We start from the raw sequence: 22,821 nt of genomic DNA on the forward strand, positions 1-22,821 counted from the left end.
GGGGTGACCTGGCCGGCCGCCGGCAGTGCGACGGCGCGCCGGCCTGGAACGGACCGTGGCCGGGGGTGCCGCTGCGGTCTGCGCGGATCTCGACCGGCGCCGCCGCGCCGGCATTAATGGATGCGCCGGTCGCGTGGGCGTGTCACGATCGAAGTCTGAGGAGGCAACTTTTGCGTACATACCGGGCCGACGAGTCGGCCGTCACCACCCCGTACGACCTCGACGACGAGATCGAGGCCACGACGGGTGAACTCGAGCTGGAGGACCGTAACGCGCTGCGCCGCGTCGCCGGCCTGTCCACCGAGCTCACCGACGTCACCGAGGTCGAATACCGGCAACTCCGGCTGGAGCGGGTCGTCCTGGTCGGGGTCTGGACCGATGGATCGGTCACCGACGCGGAGAACTCCCTCACCGAACTGGCCGCCCTCGCCGAGACCGCCGGCTCCCAGGTCCTGGAGGGTCTCATCCAGCGTCGGGGCCGGCCGGATCCGGCCACCTACATCGGCCGGGGCAAGGTCGGCAGCCTGGGTGACGTCGTCCTGTCCAGCGGCGCCGACACGGTCATCTGCGACGGGGAACTCTCCCCGTCCCAACTCCGCAACCTGGAGCAGCAGGTCAAGGTCAAGGTCATCGACCGTACGGCGCTGATCCTCGACATCTTCGCGCAGCACGCGAAGAGCAAGGAGGGTAAGGCGCAGGTCGAGCTGGCCCAGCTCGAATACCTGCTGCCCCGGCTGCGCGGTTGGGGTGAGACGCTGTCCCGGCAGAGCGGCGGTAGCGCCCGCGGCGGCGGTGCCGGCGGCGGCGTCGGCCTGCGCGGTCCCGGTGAGACCAAGCTCGAGACCGACCGTCGACGGATCCGCACCCGCATCGCCCGGCTCCGGCGCGACATCAAGGGCATGCGCACCGTACGCCAGACCAAGCGGGCCCGGCGGTCGCGCAACGAGGTGCCGGCGGTGGCCATCGCCGGCTACACCAACGCCGGCAAGTCCAGCCTGCTCAACCGGCTGACCGGCGCCGGTGTGCTGGTCGAGGACGCGTTGTTCGCCACCCTGGACCCGACCACCCGCCGGGCCTACGCCAGCGACGGGCGGGTCTACACGCTGTCGGACACGGTCGGCTTCGTCCGGCACCTGCCGCACCAGATCGTCGAGGCGTTCCGGTCGACGTTGGAGGAGGTCGCCGACGCCGACCTGGTCGTACACGTCGTCGACGGGGCGCATCCCGACCCGGAGGAGCAGGTCCGCGCCGTACGGGAGGTGCTCGCCGAGGTCGGTGCCGACCGGCTGCCCGAGCTGCTGGTCGTCAACAAGACCGACGCCGCCGACGAGGAGACCCTGCTGCGGCTCAAGCGGGAGTGGCCGGACGCCGTCTTCGTCTCCGCCCACGCCAACCGGGGCATCGACGAGCTGCGTTCGGTGATCGAGAGCCGGCTGCCGCGGCCGGCGGTCGAGGTCCGGGCGGTGCTGCCGTACGACCGGGGTGACCTGGTCGCCCGGGTCCACCGCCGGGGCGAGGTGCTCGGCACCTCCCACCTGCCGGAGGGCACCCTGCTGCACGTACGTGTCGACGAGGCGCTCGCGGCCGAGTTGGAGCCCTTCAGCGCGGACGGATCGCGTTGAGTTGTTGCACCCAGCGTGATTGATCACGCCGTAACACAGCCTTCGCGCACAACGTGCGACACTGGGCGGATGCGGCGTGTCATGTCAGGGGTCGTGGTTGCCTGCGGCCTGGTCGGGATCGGCCTGGCGCTCACCGGAGGGCCCGCCTCGGCCGCGCCGACACCCGAGCCGTCCGGGGCCGCCGAGGTGCCGAAGGCGTCCGGTGAAGAGGTCTGCACGGTCACCGACAGTCGCACCCGCGAACTCTCCGGAATCATCGCCACCGAGAACGGCTACATCGTCGTCAACGACGGCACCGACATCCAGGCCCGCAAGCGGGTCTTCTACCTCGACGACAGCTGCAAGGTCGTCAAGGACGTGTCGTTCCCGAGCAGCCCGCGCGACCCCGAGGACCTGGCGTTGTCGCCGGACGGCAGCACCGTCTGGATCGCCGACATCGGCGACAACGCCACCAACGAGGAGCGCCGGCCGCACGTCGCGCTGTGGAGCATGCCGATCGACGGCTCGACCCGGCCGGTGCTCCACCGGGTCGCCTACCCCGAGCGCGAACCGCGCGACGCCGAGGCGCTGCTGATCGCGGCCGACGGCACGCCGGTCATCGTCTCCAAGACGACCGGCAAGGCCGAGATCTTCGTCCCCGAGGGGCCGCTGCAGCCGAACAACGACGAGCCGGTGCCGATGCGCAAGGCCGGCGAACTCACCCTGCCCCGGACCCAGACCGAGAACCCGCTGCTCGCCGCCGGCCGGCTCACGGTCACCGGTGCCGCCCGCTCGGCCGACGGTCGCAAGGTCGTGCTGCGGACGTACGCGGACGCGTTCGAGTGGGACGTGCCCGACGGTGACATCGTCAAGGCGTTGACCAGCGGTACGCCCCGGGTGACGCCGCTCGCCGACGCGTTCGGTGAGGGCATCAGCTTCAGTGCCGACGGTTCGAAGTACGTGACCGTCTCCGACGTCGGCACCCTCGGCGACGACTCCGACGTGGTCATCATGAGCTACACCCCGACCAGGGTGGAGGCCACGCCGGCCGAGGACGAACCGGCCGGCGGAAACGAGCAGTCGTGGCTCGACACGCTGAGCCTCCAGGACATCACCTACCTGATCGGCGTGGTCGGCGTGGTCGGCGCGGTGCTGGTCGGTGTCGGCATCTTCGGCATCGTCCAGGCCCGTCGGCGCGGTGGCGACACCGCTGCCGCCGGGCCGCCGAAGAAGGTCGGCCGGCAGCCGGTGAAGGGTGCCGCGGTGCCGCCACCGAACCGACGCCGCGACGACGTCGACCGTTCCGGGCCGATCGGCGACGAACGACCCGGTGGCGGCGGTGTCTACGGCGGTCGCTCGGCCGGTGGCGGTGGCCGGTCAGGGGGTGTCTACGGCGGCCGGTCCGAGGCTGGCGGCGGCCCCGCCGGCGGTGGCTCGGGCGGCGGTGGTGTCTACGGCGGCCGTTCGGCCGGCGGCGGTGTCTACGGCGGCGGCCAGCGTGACGAGGGTCCACGGGGCGCACGCGGTGGGGGTGTCTACGGCGGCGGCCGGGACTATCAGGATGGCGGCGGCCGGGGTGGCGATCCCCGCGGCGGCTGGGACTACCAGGACGGCCCGGACCCGCGGGGCCGGGCCGGTGGTGGCCAGCGGCCCGGGCGGGCCCGTCCGGACGGCTATCCACCGGACGGCTACGACGACCATGCCGGCGCGTACGGGCCGACCCCGGGCCACCAGCCCTACTGACGGCCGAACGCCGGTGGCCCGGGCCGGGGCCCGACCACCGGCGGCAGCGCTCAGATCCGGCGGAGCACCGCGACGACCCGGCCCATGATGGTGGCGTCGTCGCCGGGGATCGGGTCGAACGCCGGGTTCTGCGGCATCAGCCAGACGTGCCCGTCGCGGAGCCGGTAGGTCTTGACCGTGGCCTCGCCGTCGAGCATCGCCGCGACGATCTCGCCCGAGTTGGCGTTGGGCTGCTGACGGACGACCACCCAGTCGCCGTCGCAGATCGCCGCGTCGAGCATCGAGTCGCCCTTGACCTGGAGCATGAAGACCTCGCCCTCGCCGACCAGTTCGCGGGGCAGCGGGAAGACGTCCTCGACAGCCTGCTCGGCGAGGATCGGGCCACCGGCGGCGATCCGGCCCAGCATCGGCACGTATGCCGGCTTGGGGCGCTGTGCCCGGGCCGCCTCGTCGTCGACCAGGTCGCCGGGCGGCCGTACGTCGACCGCCCGCGGCCGGTTGGGGTCGCGCCGCAGGAAGCCCTTCCGCTCCAACTCCTTGAGCTGGTAGGCGACGCTGGACGGGGAGACCAGGCCGACCGCCTCGCCGATCTCGCGCACGCTCGGCGGGTAGCCGTAGCGCTCCACCCAGTCCCGGATGAACTCCAGGATGCGGCGCTGCCGGGCGGTGAGGTCCGGGGTGGCCAGGTCGGGGAAGCTGCTCACCACCGGGGTCACCGCCCGTAGGTTCGGTGCCGCGGCGCGGGCGCGCGCCGGACTCTTGCGGCGGGTGGTCGCCGGTGCCGGAGCGAGATCCTTCTGCGGTTGCTGTTGCCGGCTCGTCCGGTCGTCGGTCGACACGTCCGTCCTCCCTGGTCGGCGTCGGGTGCCTTGTCGGCTCGTGGTGCGTATCGGCTGGTGGTGCTGATCGGTTGAGTTCGGTGGATCTGGTGCGGTGCGGGTGCGCGGCTCGTCCGGTGGTCGGAGTCGGCCCTGTCGGATCGGTTCGCTACCGGATCGGTTCGCTACCGGATCGGTTCGCTCCGGTCGCTCATGACCGTATCGGTGGGATCGGTCAGTTTCAAACATCTGTACGACGTGGCGTCGGCGTGTCGCTTGCGAATGCTCGACATCAGTACACGTGTTCTGATAGACCCATCGTACGCGCGTTCGAACGATGGCCGTACGATCTTGGAGGTGACCATGGTGTCGGTGCAGGTTGCGCCGGCGCGGAAGGCTCCGCGGCTGCGACTCACCCGCCGTGGCCGGCTGGTGGTGGTGCTCTTGTTCGTGATGGTGGCGGCGACGGTCGCGGCGTTCGGGGCGCCGCCCGCGCGGGCGGCGGTTCCGTCTGTTCCCGGTCTGCCGGTAACCGCAGAGCGACCTCAGGTGTTGGATGGGTGACGACGCGCCGCGACCCGGCCCGTCAACTTGACCGGCGGTCCTCGGCGGCATACCGTCGACCCCTAGATGTAGTAGTCACAGGGATGTAAGTCAGCCACAGATTGGGTTTCCGGACTGTCACCGGGGTCTTCCAAGGTGTCGTCGGAAGCTCCGGTTGGCGCTGAGCACAGGTCGGCTCGACGACCCACCGCACCTCCGCACGCACCATCCGCAGCGACGTCCGCCCGGCGGCCGGCCGCTGCCTCGTGGCGTGCGTGGGACACCGGTGGGGCGACGCGGGCTGCCGTCGGAAGGGAGACTCGGCGATGCGGTGCCCGTACTGCCGACACGCCGACTCGCGGGTCGTCGACTCACGCGAGGCCGAAGACGGTCAGCTCATCCGCCGCCGGCGGTCCTGCCCGAGTGCGGCAAGCGGTTCACCACCCATGAGGAGGCGGTGCTGGCCGTGGTCAAGCGCAGCGGGGTCACCGAACCGTTCAGCCGCCTGAAGATCATCGGTGGCGTACGGAAGGCGTGCCAGGGCCGACCGGTCGACGACGACGCGATCGCCCTGCTCGCCCAGAAGGTGGAGGAGACCGTCCGGGCCAAGGGCGCCGCCGAGCTGCCCAGCCACGAGGTCGGCCTGGCCATCCTCGGGCCGCTGCGCGAGCTGGACGAGGTGGCCTACCTGCGGTTCGCCAGCGTCTACCGCTCGTTCGAGTCGCTCGACGACTTCGAACGCGAGATCGAGGCGCTGCGGGTCGCCGCGGCCGAACGGTTCCGGACCGCGAACGGGGCGGGAGCCGTCGGCGCGACGCCGGCCGCTGACCGGACCAGCTGATTTTCATCCCGATCGGTGCGCGGCGGGAGCCGCGTGTGTCAAGGGGGCTATGAGATGTCGGGGGAGAGCGTGACGACGAGCAAAGGGCGCACACGGACCGCGAGCACGGCGGGGCTCAAGGTCGAGCGGGTCTGGACCACCGAGGGGGTCCACCCGTACGACGAGGTGACCTGGGAGCGGCGCGACGTCGTCATGACCAACTGGCGGGACGGTTCGGTCAACTTCGAGCAGCGGGGCGTGGAATACCCGACCTCGTGGAGCGTCAACGCCGCCAACATCGTCACCACCAAGTACTTCCGGGGCGCGGTCGGCACCCCGAGCGGGAGTGGTCGCTGCGCCAGCTCATCGACCGGGTCGTCAGGACCTACCGGAAGGCGGGGGAGGAGCACGGCTACTTCGCCGCGCCGAAGGACGCCGAGATCTTCGAACACGAGCTGACCTGGATGCTGCTCAACCAGGTCTTCAGCTTCAACTCGCCGGTCTGGTTCAACGTCGGTACCCAGTCGCCGCAGCAGGTCAGCGCCTGCTTCATCCTCGCCGTCGACGACTCGATGGACTCCATCCTCGACTGGTACAAGGAGGAGGGGCTGATCTTCAAGGGCGGCTCCGGCTCCGGGGTCAACCTGTCCCGGATCCGGTCCTCCCGGGAGCTGCTCTCCAGCGGCGGCACCGCCTCCGGCCCGGTGAGCTTCATGCGTGGTGCCGACGCCTCGGCCGGCACGATCAAGTCCGGCGGCGCCACCCGGCGGGCCGCCAAGATGGTCATCCTCGACGTCGACCACCCCGACATCGAGGAGTTCGTCGTCACCAAGGCCCGTGAGGAAGACAAGATCCGCGCGCTGCGGGACGCCGGGTTCGACATGGACCTCGGCGGTGCCGACATCGTCAGCGTGCAGTACCAGAACGCCAACAACTCGGTCCGGGTCTCCGACGAGTTCATGCGTGCCGTCGAGACCGGGGGCACGTTCGACCTGCGCGGCCGACTGGGCGGCGAGGTCATCGAGACCATCGACGCCAAGGACCTCTTCCGCAAGATCGCCCTGGCGGCCTGGGAGTGCGCCGACCCCGGCCTGCAGTACGACGACACGATCAACGACTGGCACACCTGCCCGGAGACCGGTCGGATCACCGCGTCCAACCCGTGCTCGGAATACCTGCACCTGGACAACTCGTCGTGCAACCTGGCCTCGCTCAACCTGATGAAGTTCCTCCGCGCCGACGGCGGATTCGAGGTCGAGCGGTTCGTCAGGTCGGTCGAGTTCGTCATCACCGCGATGGACATCTCGATCTGCTTCGCCGACTTCCCGACCGAGAAGATCGGTGACACCACCCGGGCCTACCGGCAGCTCGGCATCGGCTACGCCAACCTCGGCGCCCTGCTGATGGCCTCCGGCCTGCCGTACGACTCGGACGGCGGCCGGTCGCTGGCCGCCGCGATCACCTCGCTGATGCACGGCACCGCCTACCGGCGCTCCGCCGAACTCGCCGGCATCGTCGGCGCGTACGACGGCTACGCCCGCAACGCCGAGCCGCACAAGCGGGTCATGCGCAAGCACGCCGCCGCCAACGACGAGATCAAGCCGACCGGCACCGTCGCCACCGCTATCGTCCGCGAGGCCACCAAGCAGTGGACCGTGGGCAACAAGATCGGTGACAAGTCGGGCTGGCGCAACGCGCAGGCGTCGGTGCTCGCCCCGACCGGCACCATCGGCCTGATGATGGACTGCGACACCACCGGCGTCGAGCCCGACCTGGCCCTGGTCAAGTTCAAGAAGCTGGTCGGCGGCGGCTCGATGCAGATCGTCAACCAGACCGTGCCGCGCGCCCTGCGCAGCCTCGGCTACCCCGAGGAGCAGGTCGAGGCGATCGTCGAGCACATCGCCGACAACGGCCACGTGGTCGACGCCCCCGGCCTCAAGCCCGAGCACTACGCGGTCTTCGACTGCGCCATGGGCGAGCGGTCCATCGCGCCGATGGGCCACGTGCGGATGATGGCGGCGGTGCAGCCGTTCATCTCCGGCGCGATCTCCAAGACGGTCAACATGCCCGAGGCGGCCACCGTCGAGGACGTCGAGAAGATCTACTTCGAGGGCTGGAAGCTCGGCCTCAAGGCGCTGGCCATCTACCGCGACAACTGCAAGGTCGGCCAGCCGCTGTCGGCCGCCAAGCCGGCCAAGGCCGCCGCCGAGGCGGCACCGGCCGCCACCACCGTCGCGGTCGCCGAGCCGGAGAAGGTCATCGAATACCGGCCGGTGCGCAAGCGGCTGCCGAAGAAGCGCCCGTCGGAGACCGTCTCGTTCTCCGTCGGCGGTGCCGAGGGCTACCTCACCGCGTCGTCGTACCCCGACGACGGCCTCGGCGAGGTCTTCCTCAAGATGTCGAAGCAGGGCTCGACCCTCGCCGGCGTGATGGACGCCTTCTCGGTCGCCATCTCGATCGGCCTCCAGTACGGCGTGCCGCTGGAGACGTACGTCAGCAAGTTCACCAACATGCGGTTCGAGCCGGCCGGCATGACCGACGACCCGGACATCCGGATGGCCGCCTCGGTGATGGACTACATCTTCCGCCGGCTGGCACTGGACTTCCTGCCGTACGAGCGCCGCGCCGAACTCGGCATCTTCACCGCCAAGGAGCGGGCCGCCCAGCTGCGGGCCGAGGCCGAGGCGGAGGCCGCCGCAAGCGTCGACCTGACCGGCATGGCGGCGTCGGCGCCGATCGAGGCGAAGAGCGACACCGAGGCGGCACCGGCGGCGCCGGCCGAGACGGTGGCCAAGCCGGCCCCGGTGGTCGGTTCCACCACCGAGCTGCTGGAGGCGGTGACCAGCAAGGCGGCCGACGCGCCGCTCTGCTTCACCTGCGGCACCAAGATGCGCCCGGCCGGCAGCTGCTACGTCTGCGAGGGTTGCGGCTCCACCTCCGGCTGCAGCTGAGCGCCTGACGGGGGTTCTCCGACGGAACCCGTGGGACTGTGTCGGCAGATGTTTGTGGGTGGTTGCAGAGGGGCTCGGTCGTCCGGGCCCCTCTGCTTCGTCCAGGTGACGGCACGTACTTGACGTACGTGACGTACGTAGGAGACGCTTGCGCAGAAGGAGGGTTGCGCATGGCGGTTCACTACGACAGCTACACAGATGCCCGGGCGCATCTGAAGGACCTGCTGGACGCCGCCGAGCGCGGGCGGGTCGCCACGGTCCGGCGCGACGCCCGTACGACGGCGGTGGTGGATCGGGAACGCCTGCGGTACTTCCTGACCTCTGTCTGCCATTCAAAGGCCGAGGTCGTGGCCGAGGCCGGAGGGTGGTCCGTCTTCATCCCGGGACTGCCGCTGGCAGCAGATGGAGCTACCTTCGACGAGGCCGTCGACGAGATGGTCGACGCGCTTCGGGAGTACGCCGACGACTGGCAGGACCACCTGCTCGATGCGCCCAACCATGCGAACAACTGGGGCCTGGTTCAGTTGATCGTGCTCAGCGACGACGATCAGTTGCGAGAGTGGCTGATCGGGGCCGGGCGGTGAGTTGGCCGACTGCGAATCGGCGGGACCACGAGCAGTTCTGCCACACAGAGGGGTGGGACCGGGTACGTGACGCCCGAGGGCGCACCGGTACGCATCACGTGACCTACCGCTTGGCGTTGAAGGACGGCCGCATCCTACGTACCCGGATCTCCCACCCCGTCGACCGCAGCGAATACGGTCCGAGCATCTGGAAACACGTCCTGCGCGATCAGCTGCAGGTCTCCGAGGCGGAGTTCTGGGGGTGCGTCCGGGACGGCACGGTTCCGGAACGTGGTGTGCCACGCCCGGCGACGGCGGCGCTTCCGGTCGACCTCGTCCACCTGCTCATCAACCGGGTCGGTGTCGGGGAGGCGGAGGTGGCCGCCATGACCAGGGACGAGGCGGTCGCGCGGTTGCAGCGCCACTGGACCGAAGGCGTCTAAGACGAGACGGATCGAGAAGGCACCGGTGGGAAACTAGTGTCCCCGGCATGTCTGATCATCCGTTCCTTGCCGCCACCCGTGACTCGTACGACTCCATGGCCGTCGACTACGCCGAGTGGCTCCGTACCGACATGGACGAGCGTCCCCTCGACCGGGCTCTGCTGGCCGCCTTCGCGGAGCGGGTACGCGCCACCGGCAACCTTCGCGTCGCCGATGTCGGCTGTGGCCCCGGCCGGGTCACGATCCTGCTGGACCGGCTGGGGCTGGACGCGTTCGGCGTCGATCTGTCGCCCGGCATGGTCGCGCTGGCCCGCCGTACGTATCCGGGGCTGCGATTCGAGGTCGGGTCGATGCTTGCCCTGGAGCTGCCCGACGCGTCGCTCGGCGGGCTGCTGGCCTACTACTCGATCATCCACGTTCCGTGGGAGCTGCGGCCCGCCGTCTTCGCCGAGTTCCGCCGGGTGCTGGCCCCCGGTGGGCAACTGATGCTGGCCTTCCAGGTCGGCGACGACCGGAACCACCACACCGAGGTGTTCGGCCGGCCGGTCGATCTGTCCTTCCACCGGCAGCGGCCGGAGGAGGTCGCCGACCTGCTGCGGGACGCCGGCTTCGAGGTGTGGGCCACGACGGTGAAGCGGCGCGAGGGGACGGAGAAGACCCCGCAGGGTCTGCTGATCGCCCACCGGCCCGTCGAGCCGGCCGGCGTGGCCGGCTGAGCCGACCCGGGGCGCGTACCGAACGGAACGAGGGGGAGGCGACGACCGTCGCCTCCCCCTCGTCGTGCCGTACGGGCGTCAGTGCATGCCGGCGCCCACGGTGGTGGCGGCGCGTTCCTCTTCCTCGAGGCGCTCCGCACCGGTCTTGGTCTTCAGCGGCTTCTCCTTGATGAACAGCACCGCGACCAGGGCGAGCACCGCGAACGGGGCGGCGACCAGGAAGAGGTCACCGGTGGCGGTGCCGTAGACGTCCTGCACGATGCGCAGCACCGGTTCGGGCAGCATGGAGAGGTCGGGTACGGCGTGGCCGCCCCCCTCGGTGCCGCCGCCCGCGGCGTCGCCGAGCTGTTCGGTCATCAGGCTGTTGACCCGGTTGGCCAGTACGGCGCCCAGGGCGCTGACCCCGACCGTGCCGCCCATGCTGCGGAAGAACGTCAGCGCGGAGGTGACCGCGCCGAGTTCGGCCGCGGGCACGTCGTTCTGCGCGGCGAGCACCAGGTTCTGCATGATCATGCCGACCCCGATGCCGAGCAGGGCCATGTAGATCGACAGCACCAGGATCGAGGTCTGCGCGTCGAGGGTGGACAACAGCACGAGGCTGACGACCATGATTGCGCTGCCGGCGACCAGGTATCCCTTCCAGCGGCCGTACTTGGTGATCAGGCCGCCGGCGACGGTCGACGACACCAGCAGGCCGAAGATCATCGGCAGGCTCATCAGGCCGGCGACGGTCGGCGACTTACCCAGCGAGAGCTGGAAGTACTGGGACAGGAAGACGGTGCCACCGAACATGGCCACGCCGACCAGGATGCTGGCGACGATGGCGAGGGCGACGGTGCGGTTGCGGAAGATGTCCAGCGGGATGATCGGCTCCTCGGCCCGTGACTCGACCAGCACCGCGAGGGCGAGCAGGACGACGCCGGCGGTGACCAGGCCGGCGGTCCAACCGGAGAGCCAGTCGAACTGGTTGCCGGCCAGGGTCGACCAGATCAGCAGGATCGACACGCCGGCGGTGATCAGCAGCGCGCCCAGGTAGTCGATCTTGACCTGGCGCTTCACGACCGGAAGCTTGAGGGTCCGCTGGAGCAGCAGGATCGCGCCGAGGGCGATCGGCACGCCGATGAAGAAGCACCAACGCCAGCCGAGCCACGACGTGTCCACCAGTACGCCGCCGATCAGCGGGCCGGCGATGGTGCCGACGCCGAACACGGCGCCGAACAGGCCGGCGTAGCGGCCCAGTTCGCGCGGGGAGATCATCGCGGCCATGATGATCATGGCAAGGGCGGTGAGGCCACCGGCGCCGATGCCCTGCACGACCCGGCTGAAGATCAGGACCTCGACGTTGGGGGTGAAGCCGGCGATCAGCGACCCGGCGACGAACAGCCCGAGCGAGATCTGGATCAGCAGTTTCTTGCTGTAGAGGTCGGCCATCTTGCCCCACAGCGGCACGGTGACCGTCATGGCGAGCAGTTCGGACGTGACGACCCAGGTGTAGACGGACTGGCTGCCGCCCAGGTCGGAGATGATGCGCGGCAGGGCGTTGGCCACCACGGTGCTGGCCAGGATGCCCACGAACATGCCCATCATCAGCCCGGACAGGGCTTCCAGCACCTCCCGGCGGTTCATCTTCCCGCTGTCCGCAGCGGTTAGTGGCGCTGAGGCTGTCGCAGTCATACGGTCGTCTCTCTCAAGCGGCGCGTCGGGGCGCGGGGTCGAACAGGTCGGTGACCGGTCCCGCGGGGACCGGTCGCGCGGTGGTGGTGCCGGTCAGACCGGCGTGCGCGGTGTCGGGCGGCCGGTCGGAGCGGCCGGGTCGGTGGCGGGGGCCGCCAGGCCGGCGGCGAGCAGGTCGAAGGTCTCGTCGACGAGGTCGGGCAGTGGCCTGGCCTCGCCCTCGGCGCACCAACGGGCCAGGGCGACGCGCACCGCCGTGCCGACGGCGGCCGCAACCAGGTGAGGGTACGCGGACCGGCTGACATCCGCGCCGAGTTTTTCGGCGATCGCGTTGGTGAGTTCCCTCTCCTCGGCCTGGCCGAGACTGGTGAGCCGGGCGAGGAGTTGCGGGCTGCCGCCGATGACCGACAGTCGCAGCCGCCAGTCGTCCCTGTCGCCCTCCACGCTGGCCAGTTCCTCCTGAACAGCGAGCCGCAACGCCTCGAGCGGGCTCAGGTGCGCCGGGGCGCTCTGGACCCGCTCCCGCAGGCGTTGGCCGGCCAGCCGGTCACGGCCGGTGATCGCCTCGTCCTTGCAGGAGAAGTAGTTGAAGAAGGTGCGCGACGAGACGTCAGCGGCATCGCTGATCTCCTCGACGGTGACCTGCTCGACCCCGCGCTCGGCGGCCAGCCGTAGCGCGGCGTTGACGAGCGCGTCCCGGGTCTCCCGCTTCTTGCGGTCACGACGGCCGGTGGGGGCCGTACCGGGACTGGTCATGGCAACAGCGTAGGGAGGTTGGTTCATTCCCCGCAAAGTTTCACGCTGTGAAAGGAAACACGGGGGCCGGTCGGTCGGGATCGCATGGGCCGTCCGGTGGAGCGGGCCTCGGAAGAAGGGTGCCAACTCGCGGATCACCCTGGCGGCTCGGCGTAGCGCGGCTACGTTGGATGTACTAACCGCTACTCAGCGTGCACCCTGGGTGGCTAAAATGCGGTAGAAAGGGGCGGTTCGTGACTCGCTCGACGGCAATCGCCGAACGGGAATGTCCCGTCGACGACCTGGCCGGCCTGCGTGCCATCGCCGCGCTCGTCGCCGACGAGGTCGACCCACGACCCGTCGCCGACCGACGGGGATCCGAACGGCAGCGTCTCACCCGGCTCGGCGAAACACTCCAGGACCGGCTGGCGCCGCCGCCCGTACCCGAGGTGCCCGGCATGCAGGCCGCGGCCTACTACCGCCCGGCGCACGGCGAACCGGTCGGCGGCGACTTCTACGACGTCTTCCCGCTCGACGACGGCAGCTGGGGGATGTTCCTCGGCGACGTCGTCGGCAAGGGCTCCGGTGCCGCCGCGCTCACCGCGCTCACCCGCTACACCCTGCGTACGGCCAGCACCCTCGACCGCGGGCCTGCCCACGCGCTCGCCCGCCTCAACACGATCCTGACCGACGGGCTGCGCGACGACGTGCTGCTGTGCACCGCCACCGTCGCGCGGCTGCGCCCGCCCACCCGTCCCGGCGGGCCGGCATCCGTCGTCGTCGCCAGCGCCGGCCACCCCGCGCCGATCGTCACCCGCCGTGGCCACGCCCGGCCCGTCGACTGCACGGGGCTGATCGCCGGCTGTCTGCCCGGTGCCGACTACCGGGTCGTCGAGGTCCGGCTGGAGCCCGGCGACGCCCTGGTGTTCTACTCCGACGGGGTCACCGACGCCAAACTGGGCGGCGACCGGCTGGAGGTGGAGGGGCTCTGCCGGGTGCTGCGTGGCGCCACCGGTTCGACCGCGCCGGCCGTCGTACACCGGCTCGAGCGCCTGCTGACCGGTGCCGCCGCCGACGTACCCGACGACGCCGCCGCCCTGGTCGTGAGCGTCCCGGCCTGACCGCCGGCCGGCGCCGGCCCGGCGCCGGCCCGACCGCGGCGACGCGTAGGGTCGCAGAGGTGCGGGGAGAACGGCGGTTGCCGCTGGCGGGGCGGCCGATGGAGGAACCGCACCCGGCGCGGCTCGCCCCCGACCATCCGGCCCGCGCCCGGATCCTCGCCGCCCACGCCGCCGCCCTCGCCCACGGCGACGCCGGCTATCGGGATCCCGACACCGGACTGTTCGTGCTGACCGCGGCCTTCCTGGCCAGGCGGGGGACCTGCTGCGGACGGGGGTGCCGGCACTGCCCGTACGTCGACGACGAGCCGCCCGGTGGGCCGGCTCCCGACGCCGGACCCAGCCGGTAGCGTCTGCGCGCATGGCGAGATACGTGGTGATCGGTGCCGGCATCGTCGGGCTGGCGACCGCCCACCGGCTCACCGAGGAGCATCCCGATGCCCAGGTGACGGTGCTGGAGAAGGAGCCGCGGGTGGCGGCCCACCAGACCGGCCACAACTCCGGGGTGATCCACGCCGGCGTCTACTACCAGCCGGGCAGCCTGAAGGCCCGGCTCTGCAGGGCCGGCAGCGCCTCGATGGTCCGGTTCTGCGCCGACCACGGCATCCCGGTCGAGGTGTGCGGCAAGCTGATCGTGGCCACCGACGAGTCCGAGGTGCCCCGGCTGCGTGCCCTGCACGAGCGGGCCGTCGCCAACGACCTGCCGGTCCGGCTGATCAGCGGCGACGAGGCCCGGGAGTACGAGCCGCACGTGCGCGGCGTCGCCGCCCTGCACGTCGCGTCGACCGGCATCGTCGACTTCACCGCGGTCTGCACCACGCTCGCCGCACTCGTCGAGAAGGCCGGCGCGCGGGTCCGCCTCGGCACCCGGGTCACCGCGCTGACCACCCGGGGCGCGGAGCAGGTCGTCGGCACCACCGACGGCGACGTGGTCGCCGACGTCGTGGTCAACTGCGCCGGCCTGTACGCCGACCGGATCGCCCGGCTCGCCGGCATCACCCCGCCCGCGCGCATCGTCCCGTTCCGGGGCGAGTACTTCGAGCTGCGGCCGGACCGGCGGGACCTGGTCCGGGGCCTGATCTACCCGGTGCCCGACCCGCGGTTCCCGTTCCTCGGCGTACACCTGACCCGGATGATCGACGGCTCGGTGCACGCCGGACCGAACGCGGTGCTGGCGACCGCCCGCGAGGGCTACTCGTGGGGGCGGGTCGACGTGCGCGACGTCGTCGACCTGGCCAGCTATCCGGGGCTGTGGCGGCTGGCCCGCGGACATCTCGGGTACGGCCTGACCGAGGTACGCCGATCCCTGTCCCGCCGCCGGTTCGCGCAGAGCCTGGCCCGGCTGGTGCCGGAGGTGACCGCCGCGGACCTGGTGCCCAGCGCCGCCGGGGTACGCGCCCAGGCGATCGCGCCCGACGGCCGCCTGGTCGACGACTTCCTGATCCTGCGGCGCGACCGCCAGGTGCACGTGCTCAACGCCCCGTCGCCGGCCGCGACGAGTTCGCTGGAGATCGCCCGACACATCGTCGCCGACCTGCCGGTCCCGGCCGGCTGAGCCGGCCACGGCGGAAGAGGGACACGCCGGGCCGTACCGGACTTTCGTGACCGCACCGGAGTGCGTACGGTGTCCGACGGACCGCCGTGCCGGCGGCCGGACGCTTGGAGGTGGCCAGTGCGCGCACGCACCGGCATGATCGGCATGGGTCTGTTCCTCTTGGCCGGATGCGGGACCGACGCGGCCGCCGTACCGCCGCCGGAACCGCCCCCCGTGGTCACCGCCCTGCCGGCGTCGGTGGCCGGCGGCGCGTGCGTGGTTCTGGACTACGCCGTCATCGAGGAGTTCACCGGCACCAGGTTCTCGGTGGCGGCGGCGATGGAACACCAGAAGACCGACACCTGCGTGGTGCGTGACGCGGCGGCCGACCGGCCGGATCTCGTGCTGTCGGTGACCGCCACCAGCGCCGACCAGGCGGTCTTCACCAGCGAGATGGTGCCGAAGGGGTCGACCGCGGTCAAGGACCTGGGCAGGGCCGCGTACCGGTCGACCGTGGCGCCGGCCGGTGACGACGGTGCCGCGGCCGAGGTCGGTTGGCTGACCGGCGAGGGGCGGATGGTGACGCTGCGCTACACGTTTCCGGCCGGGCAGGAGCGGGCCGCCGCCGACGACCTCGCGCCGAAGCTGGTCGAGTTGGCCCAGCAGGTCGAGCCGAGGATCCCGGACCTGGCCAAGTAGTGGAAACGCCGACGCGGCCCCGGGCGGTTGCCCGGGGCCGCGTCGGCGGCGTGGCTCAGTGGGCGGCGACGAAGACCCGCGACGCCACCTCACGCGGCAGCCGGATCTTGTCACCGGAACGGTCGATCGTCACCCCGTCCCGTTCCTGGGCGACGGTCACGGTGACGCCGGGATCGACACCCGCGGAGTGCAACTGGCGGAGCACCTCGGCGTCGGTCTGCACGCTCTCGCAGATCCGCCGGACGACGACCTGGCCGGTCAGCCCGGGGAAGGCGAGGTTGCGTTCCCCGTCGGGTGCGGCGGTTCCGCCGGCCGGCGCGGGTTCGCCCACCCCGAAGGCGTCCAGCCCCGGAATCGGATTGCCGTACGGCGAGCGGGTCGGCCGGTTCAGCAGGTCGTAGACCTTCTTCTCGACCGCGTCGCTCATCACGTGCTCCCAGCGGCAGGCCTCCTCGTGCGCCTCCTCGTAGGGCATCCCGATGACGTTGACCAGCAGCAGCTCCGCGAGCCGGTGCTTACGCATGACGGAGACCGCGTTGGCGCGGCCGAGTTCGGTGAGCTGAAGGTGGCGGTCGCCTTCGACGGTGAGCAGCCCGTCGCGTTCCATCCGGGCCACGGTCTGGCTCACCGTGGGGCCGCTCTGGCGGAGCCGTTCGGCGATGCGTGCGCGCAACGGCGGCACACCCTCCTCCTCGAGTTCGAGGATGGTGCGCAGATACATCTCGGTGGTGTCGACGAGGTCGTTCACAGCAGGTGTCCTCCCAAGCCTCGATCCTACCCCGATAAACAGGCCGTCAGCCTCTGGCGGAACGGGCGTCACCGGCTCCGATGGTGTTGACTGTTCGGCGTGTCCGCATCCATCGATCCCGTCGTCTCCGGTTCCGGCGATCCCGTCGTCGACGTGGCGGCCGTGGCCGCGGCGCTCGGGTCGGCCCGACCGCCCGTCGTCCTCGACGTCCGCTGGCGGCTCGCCGGCCCGCCCGGCCGCGACGACTACGCCGCCGGCCACCTGCCCGGTGCTGTCTTCGTCGACCTCGACGCGGAGCTGTGTGGACCGCCCGGCGCGGGCGGGCGGCATCCGCTGCCGGATCCGGCGGCGCTGACCAGGGTGTTGCGGGCGGCCGGGGTCGACGCGCGCCGGCCGGTCGTCGTCTACGACGGCGGGGAGGGGCAGGCGGCCGCCCGGGCCTGGTGGACGCTGCGGTGGGCCGGCCACGACGACGTACGCGTGCTCGACGGCGGGTTCGCCGCGTGGGTGGCGGCGGGCGAACCGGTGACGACGGCGGTGCCCACGCCCGCACCGGGCGACTTCGCCGTCCGCCCCGGCGGCCTGCCGGTCCTCGACGCGGCGGAGGCGGCCCGGCTCGGTGCCGGCGAAGGCGTGCTCGTCGACGTGCGGGTGCCGCCCCGCTACCGCGGTGAGGTCGAGCCGGTCGACCCGGTCGCCGGGCACGTCCCCGGTGCGGTCAACCTCCCGACCACCGAGCATGCCGGGGCCGACGGCCGCCTGCGGTCCGCCGACGTGTTGCGGGCCCGGTTCGCGGCGGTCGGCGTCACCGACGGGGTACGCGTCGGCGCGTACTGCGGGTCGGGGGTGACCGCCGCGCACACCGTGCTCGCCCTGCACCGGGCCGGCCGGCCGGACGCCGCGCTCTACGTCGGATCGTGGAGCGAGTGGGTGACCGACCCGGACCGCCCGGTCGCGACGGGCGGGGCCGCCGGCTGAGAACGCGTCCCTGATCGACGCCGGGGAACCGGCCGGGCACCGGCCGGCGTGCGACGATGGCGGCATGTCGGAGGGGGCACGTTGGTGAGCGGCGGCACGCCGGACCGGTGGGACACCTTGGTGGTCTGGGACGAGGGCCTGCTCTCCTACGACCTCGGCGACCACCCGCTGGATCCGGTCCGGGTCGAGTTGACCATGGCGTTGGCCCGCGACCTGGGGGTGCTCGACCGCCCCGGGGTGACGGTGGTCGCGCCGAAGCCGGCCGACGACGCCGCACTGACCCGGGTGCACCGCCCCGACTACCTGCACGCCGTGCGGGCCGCGCCGCACGACCCGTTCTTCTCCGGCTACGGCCTGGGCACCAGCGACAACCCGGTCTTCGAGGGGATGCACGAGTCGAGTGCGCTGATCGCCGGCGCCACCCTCGCCGCGGCCGAGGCGGTCTGGCTCGGCCGGGCCCGCCGGGCGGTCAGTGTCGCCGGCGGGCTGCACCACGCCATGCCGGGCCGGGCCGCGGGCTTCTGTGTCTACAACGACCCGGCCGTGGCCATCGCCCGCCTGCTCGACCTCGGCGCCGAGCGGGTGGCCTATGTCGACATCGACGTGCATCACGGCGACGGGGTGCAGGAGATCTTCTACCGGGACCCGCGGGTGCTCACCGTCAGCGTGCACGAGACCCCGCTCGCGCTGTTCCCGGGCACCGGTTTCCCCGACGAGACCGGCGGGCCGGGCGCCGAGGGCAGTGCCGTCAACCTCGCCCTGCCGCCGGGCACCGGCGACGCGGCGTGGCTGCGTGCCTTCCACGCGGTGGTGCCGTCGGTGCTGCGCGCGTTCCGCCCGCAGATCCTGGTCAGCCAGTGCGGTGCCGACAGCCACCGGGCGGATCCGCTGGCCGACCTGCGGCTGTCCGTCGACGGCCAGCGGGCCGCCCAGTTGGCGATGCGGTCGCTGGCCGACGAACTGTGCGAGGGCCGCTGGGTGGCGACCGGCGGTGGCGGATACGCGCTGGTCGAGGTGGTGCCGCGGGCGTGGACCCACCTGCTGGCCGCGGCCACCGGCGAGCCGATCGACCCGGCCACGCTGACCCCGGCGAGCTGGCGGACGCTGGCGCTGACCCGCCGGCCCGGCAGCGACGTGCCGATCCGGATGACCGACGACGGCGACGTGCGGTTCGAGCCGTGGCAGCCGACCGGCGAGCCCGACGCCGTCGACCGTGCCGTGATGGCCACCCGCAGGGCTGTCTTCCCGTTGCACGGCCTCGACCCGCACGACCCCCGGGACTGACCGGTGTCCGGCCCCGACCGTTCCGCCGACGTGCTGCTCAGCGACGGTACGACCGCCCAGCTGCGCCCGATCACCCCCGACGACGCGGACGCGATCGTGGCCATGCACTCGCGCTTCTCCGAACGCACCCGCTACCTGCGCTACTTCTCGCCCTACCCGCGTATCCCGGAGCGTGACCTGCACCGGTTCGTGCACGTCGACCACCACGACCGGGAGGCGTTCGTGGTCGTGTCCGGCGACCGGATCGTGGCGGTCGGCCGCTACGAGCGGCTCGGGCCGGCGGCCGTCGACGCCGAGGTGGCGTTCGTGGTGGAGGACGCCCACCAGGGCCGGGGCATCGGCTCGGTGCTGCTGGAGCACCTGGCCGCCGCCGCCCGCGAGGCCGGCCTGCGCCGGTTCGTCGCCGAGGTGCTGCCGGTCAACGCCGCGATGCTGCGGGTCTTCTCCGACGCCGGCTACCAGATCCAGCGCGAATACGCCGACGGCGTGGTCCACCTGAACTTCCCGATCGCCCCCACCGAACAGTCGCTGGAGGTGCAGTGGGGGCGGGAGCACAGCACCGAGGCGCGGTCGATCGCCCGGCTGCTCGCCCCCCGCGGCGTCGCGGTCTACGGCGCGAGCGCGACCGGTCAGGGCATCGGCGCGGCCGTGCTCGGGCACCTGCGCGACGGCGGCTTCACCGGTGCGGTGGTGCCGGTGCATCCGTCGGCGGCCACCGTCGGTGGACTGCCGGCCCACCGGTCGGCCGCCGCGGCGGGCCGGCCGGTCGACATCGCCGTCGTGGCGGTGCCGCCGGACGTGGTGCCGGCCGCCGTCGCCGACGCCGCCGCGGCCGGCGTGCACGGGCTGGTCGTCCTCTCGGCCGGGTTCGCCGAGGCCGGACCCGCCGGCGCGGCCGCGCAGCGGGAGCTGACCCGTTCGGCGTACGCCGCCGGGATGCGGGTCGTGGGGCCGAACTGTCTCGGGATCGCCAACACCGACGAGCGGACCCGCCTCAACGCCACGCTCGCCCCGCGGCTGCCGGTGGCCGGCCGCACCGGATTCTTCAGCCAGTCCGGAGCGTTCGGGGTGGCGCTGCTGGCCGAGGCCGACCGGCGGGCACTGGGACTGTCGACTTTCGTGTCGGCCGGCAACCGGGCCGACGTGTCCGGCAACGACCTGCTCCAGTACTGGCAGGACGACCCCGGCACCGACGTGATCCTGCTCTACCTGGAGACGTTCGGAAACCCGCGCAAGTTCGCCCGGCTGACCCGGCGGATCGGCCGGACCAAGCCGATCGTCGCGCTCGCCTCACCGGTCCGCGGCCCGACCGCCGACGTCGCCGCCACCGAGCCGGCCGATCTCCGGCCCGCCGGCCCCGACGGCGCGGCGGTGACCGAACTGTTCGCCCGGTCCGGCGTGATCCGGGTCGACACCGTGGCCGAACTGTTCGACGTCGGCGTACTCCTGGCCAAGCAGCCGCTGCCGGCCGGCCGCCGGGTCGGGATCGTCACCAACTCCTCGGCGCTGGCCGGGCTGGCCGCCACCGCGTGCCGGGCCCTCGGCCTCACCGTCGCCGACGGCTATCCCACCGACGTCGGGCCGCGGGCCGACGCGCACGGGTTCGCCGACGCACTGGCCGACGCCGCGGTCGACGTCGACGTCGACGCGCTGGTGGTGGTCTTCGCCCCGCCGTTGCCCGGCCAGTTGCCCGACGAGGACACCGACTTCGCCTCGGCGCTGGCCAGTGTGGCACTGGCCGGTGACCGGCCGACCGTCGCGACGTTCCTGGCCGGCCGGCCGCCGCCGGGGGTGCCGGCCTATCCGTCGGTGGAGGAGGCGGTGCGGGCGCTGGCCCGGGTGGTTTCCTACGCCGACTGGCTGCGGCAGCCACCGGGCGTACTGTCCGAACTCGACGGAGTCGACCGGCGGCGGGCGGCGGCGGTGCTCGACGCCGATGGGCCGGAGCACGAGCTGCTGGCCGCGTACGGGATCGAGGTGGTCCGGGCCGAGCTGGCCGGTTCGGCCGACGAGGCGGTCGACACCGCGCGGCGGACCGGGTTCCCGGTGGCGTTGAAGGCGGCCGGCGGCGGACTGCGGCACCGGCTCGATCTCGGCGCGGTGCGGCTCGACCTCGCCGATGCCGACGGGGTCCGTCGCGCGTACGCCGAAATGGCCGGCCGGTTCGGCCCGCAGGTGCTGGTCCAGGCGATGGTGCCGCCCGGGGTCGCGTGCGTGGTCGAGACGGTCGAGGACCCGGCGTTCGGGCCGGTGGTCGGTTTCGGGCTCGGCGGGGTGGCGACCGAACTGCTCGGTGACCGGGCCTGGCGGGCCGCGCCGCTCACCGACACCGACGCGCTCGCGCTGGTCGACGAGCCGCGGGCCGCGCCGTTGCTGCGCGGCTACCGGGGCACCGAGCCGGTCGACCGGGCCGCGCTCGCCGACCTGTTGCAGCGGGTCGGCCGACTCGTCGACGACCATCCCCGGGTACGGTCGCTGCGGCTCAACCCGGTGCTGGCCCGTACGTCGGGACTGTCGGTCCTGGACGCGCAGGTGCGCACCGCGCCGTCGGCCGTACGCCCCGACACCGGGCCGCGCCGGCTCTGACCACCGGTGGGCGGCGGGTTCGGCCGCGAACACGTCGACGGCCCGGCCGTGGTGGTCACGACCGGGCCGACCGAAGACGGAGGGTCAGCTGGCGTACGCCTCGAGGCGCTCGGCACGCGACGGGTGGCGCAGCTTGAGCAGCGTCACCTTCTCGATCTGGCGGATCCGTTCCCGGGACAGCCCGAACTCGCGGCCGACCTCGTCGAGGGTGCGCTGGCGGCCGTCGTCGAGGCCGAACCGCAGCCGGATCACCGCCTGCTCGCGCTGCGACAGGGTGGCGAGCACGACCTCGACCTCGTTGCGCAGCATGCCCCGGGACACCGCGTCGCCGGGCTCCTCACGCGGGTCGACGGCCGCGACGAAGTCGCCGAGTGCGCTCTCGCCGTCCTCGCCGACGGCCTGGTCGAGGCTGACCGGCTCGCGGTCGTACGAGATCAGCTCGATCACCTGGAACTCCGGCACGCTCATCGCCCTGGCCACCTCGGCGACGGTGGGTTCGCGGCCGAGGGCGGTGGCCAGGTCGCGGCGGGCCCGGACCATCCGGTTGACCTGCTCGACCATGTGCACCGGGATGCGGATGGTGCGGGCCTGGTCGGCCATGGCGCGGGTGATGGCCTGGCGGATCCACCAGGTGGCGTAGGTGGAGAACTTGTAGCCCTTGGTGTAGTCGAACTTCTCGACGGCACGGATCAGGCCGAGGTTGCCCTCCTGGATCAGGTCGAGGAAGGCCATGCCCCGCCCCGTGTAACGCTTGGCGATGCTGACCACCAGCCGGAGGTTCGCCTCCAGCAGGTGGTTCTTGGCCGCCTGCCCCTCGGCGACGACGATCTCCAGGTCGGCGCGCAGGTCGGCCGGGAGAACGGTCGTACCGGTGAGCTTTTCGTCGGCGTAGAGGCCGGCCTCGATCCGCTTGGAGAGTTCGACCTCCTGCACCGCGGTGAGCAGCTTGGTCCGGCCGATGCCGTTCAGGTAGGCGCGGACGAGGTCGGCGGAGACGCCGCGCTCGTCGGTGGCGTCGAGGTCCGTCAAGGTGTCGCCGGGGGCGTCGTCGGCGGTCGTCTCAAGAGTGGGGCGGACCGTCGCGGCCGGGTCGGTCTCGGTCTTCGTCATGTGCGGAACCACCTTCAGTCGCCTCCCCGCGTCGACATGTGGTGCGGCTTTCCCAGCGGCGGGATCGCGCTGGTGAGGAACAGCTTGGTCGGCGAGGCGTGAAGCGGGGGTGAGGCGGGACGCAGGTGGCATGAATCCGGTAGACCACTAGGGGACC

General features: G+C 72.1%; 19 protein-coding genes and 1 pseudogene. 15 read left to right on the plus strand and 5 right to left on the minus strand.

The annotated features are described in order from the left end of the window. Positions 1–170: 170 nt before the first annotated feature. Both hflX and Prubr_RS20280 read left to right on the plus strand, forming a co-directional pair. Complete coding sequence (hflX, locus tag Prubr_RS20275; RefSeq protein WP_246567397.1) at positions 171–1,622, plus strand: GTPase HflX; 1,452 nt, start codon at positions 171–173, stop codon at positions 1,620–1,622. Between the two features lie 69 nt (positions 1,623–1,691). After that, a complete protein-coding gene (locus tag Prubr_RS20280) occupies positions 1,692–3,344 on the plus strand; it encodes a hypothetical protein (RefSeq protein ID WP_212816509.1) in 1,653 nt (550 codons plus the stop codon). 50 nt (positions 3,345–3,394) lie between these two features. Here the strand turns inward: Prubr_RS20280 and lexA are convergent, their stop codons facing one another. Then, complete coding sequence (gene lexA, locus Prubr_RS20285; protein ID WP_212816510.1) at positions 3,395–4,183, minus strand: transcriptional repressor LexA; 789 nt, start codon at positions 4,181–4,183, stop codon at positions 3,395–3,397. A gap of 336 nt (positions 4,184–4,519) precedes the next feature. Between lexA and Prubr_RS20290 the strand changes: the two genes are divergently transcribed. From Prubr_RS20290 to Prubr_RS20315, 6 genes and pseudogenes are all read left to right on the plus strand, one after another. Further along, entirely contained in the window at positions 4,520–4,726 is a 207-nt protein-coding gene (locus Prubr_RS20290; protein WP_212816511.1) for a hypothetical protein, read from the plus strand. Between the two features lie 305 nt (positions 4,727–5,031). After that, a pseudogene (gene nrdR / locus Prubr_RS20295) lies at positions 5,032–5,546 on the plus strand (transcriptional regulator NrdR). Between the two features lie 242 nt (positions 5,547–5,788). Then, complete coding sequence (locus tag Prubr_RS20300) at positions 5,789–8,476, plus strand: vitamin B12-dependent ribonucleotide reductase (RefSeq protein ID WP_485020599.1); 2,688 nt, start codon at positions 5,789–5,791, stop codon at positions 8,474–8,476. Between the two features lie 170 nt (positions 8,477–8,646). Beyond that, a complete protein-coding gene (locus Prubr_RS20305; protein WP_212816512.1) occupies positions 8,647–9,060 on the plus strand; it encodes a hypothetical protein in 414 nt (137 codons plus the stop codon). A 98-nt stretch (positions 9,061–9,158) separates the two neighbouring features. Next, positions 9,159–9,482: a hypothetical protein gene (locus Prubr_RS20310; RefSeq protein WP_212816513.1), complete on the plus strand. Its 324-nt coding sequence runs from the start codon at positions 9,159–9,161 to the stop codon at positions 9,480–9,482. A gap of 47 nt (positions 9,483–9,529) precedes the next feature. Then, a complete protein-coding gene (locus Prubr_RS20315) occupies positions 9,530–10,198 on the plus strand; it encodes a class I SAM-dependent DNA methyltransferase (protein ID WP_212816514.1) in 669 nt (222 codons plus the stop codon). Between the two features lie 78 nt (positions 10,199–10,276). Here Prubr_RS20315 and Prubr_RS20320 read toward each other — a convergent pair whose 3' ends face one another. Beyond that, positions 10,277–11,824 (minus strand): MDR family MFS transporter, encoded by a 1,548-nt coding sequence (locus tag Prubr_RS20320; RefSeq protein WP_246567399.1) that lies wholly within the window; start codon positions 11,822–11,824, stop codon positions 10,277–10,279. Positions 11,825–11,965: 141 nt separating this feature from the next. After that, positions 11,966–12,628, minus strand: a complete 663-nt coding sequence (locus Prubr_RS20325; protein WP_212816516.1) for a TetR/AcrR family transcriptional regulator — start codon at positions 12,626–12,628, stop codon at positions 11,966–11,968. Positions 12,629–12,861: 233 nt separating this feature from the next. On the opposite strand from Prubr_RS20325, the gene Prubr_RS20330 reads away from it, so the two are divergent. The 4 genes from Prubr_RS20330 (at position 12,862) to Prubr_RS20345 (ending at position 15,958) form a co-directional block, all read left to right on the plus strand. Then, positions 12,862–13,728: a PP2C family protein-serine/threonine phosphatase gene (locus Prubr_RS20330; protein WP_212816517.1), complete on the plus strand. Its 867-nt coding sequence runs from the start codon at positions 12,862–12,864 to the stop codon at positions 13,726–13,728. 98 nt (positions 13,729–13,826) lie between these two features. Then, positions 13,827–14,075, plus strand: coding sequence for a DUF5522 domain-containing protein (locus Prubr_RS20335; RefSeq protein WP_212828296.1), 249 nt, complete (start codon positions 13,827–13,829; stop codon positions 14,073–14,075). An 11-nt stretch (positions 14,076–14,086) separates the two neighbouring features. Further along, positions 14,087–15,280 (plus strand): L-2-hydroxyglutarate oxidase, encoded by a 1,194-nt coding sequence (lhgO, locus tag Prubr_RS20340; protein WP_212816518.1) that lies wholly within the window; start codon positions 14,087–14,089, stop codon positions 15,278–15,280. 117 nt (positions 15,281–15,397) lie between these two features. Further along, positions 15,398–15,958, plus strand: coding sequence for a hypothetical protein (locus Prubr_RS20345; protein WP_246567401.1), 561 nt, complete (start codon positions 15,398–15,400; stop codon positions 15,956–15,958). Between the two features lie 55 nt (positions 15,959–16,013). Here the strand turns inward: Prubr_RS20345 and Prubr_RS20350 are convergent, their stop codons facing one another. Then, entirely contained in the window at positions 16,014–16,706 is a 693-nt protein-coding gene (locus Prubr_RS20350; RefSeq protein WP_212816519.1) for an iron-dependent transcriptional repressor DtxR, read from the minus strand. Positions 16,707–16,859: 153 nt separating this feature from the next. Here Prubr_RS20350 and Prubr_RS20355 point away from each other — a divergent pair, with 153 nt between their 5' ends. The 3 genes from Prubr_RS20355 (at position 16,860) to Prubr_RS20365 (ending at position 21,554) form a co-directional block, all read left to right on the plus strand. After that, positions 16,860–17,684: a sulfurtransferase gene (locus tag Prubr_RS20355; protein ID WP_425518059.1), complete on the plus strand. Its 825-nt coding sequence runs from the start codon at positions 16,860–16,862 to the stop codon at positions 17,682–17,684. Between the two features lie 84 nt (positions 17,685–17,768). Then, entirely contained in the window at positions 17,769–18,968 is a 1,200-nt protein-coding gene (locus tag Prubr_RS20360) for an acetoin utilization protein AcuC (protein WP_212816520.1), read from the plus strand. A 3-nt stretch (positions 18,969–18,971) separates the two neighbouring features. Further along, positions 18,972–21,554, plus strand: a complete 2,583-nt coding sequence (locus Prubr_RS20365) for a bifunctional acetate--CoA ligase family protein/GNAT family N-acetyltransferase (protein WP_212816521.1) — start codon at positions 18,972–18,974, stop codon at positions 21,552–21,554. Positions 21,555–21,638: 84 nt separating this feature from the next. Here the strand turns inward: Prubr_RS20365 and sigB are convergent, their stop codons facing one another. Next, positions 21,639–22,664 carry an RNA polymerase sigma factor SigB gene (gene sigB / locus Prubr_RS20370; protein WP_212816522.1) on the minus strand — a complete coding sequence of 342 codons (1,026 nt, stop codon included), beginning with the start codon at positions 22,662–22,664 and terminating at the stop codon, positions 21,639–21,641. Positions 22,665–22,821 lie beyond the last annotated feature (157 nt).

The sequence above is a fragment of the Polymorphospora rubra genome (assembly GCF_018324255.1).
Classification (GTDB): Bacteria; Actinomycetota; Actinomycetes; order Mycobacteriales; family Micromonosporaceae; genus Polymorphospora; species Polymorphospora rubra.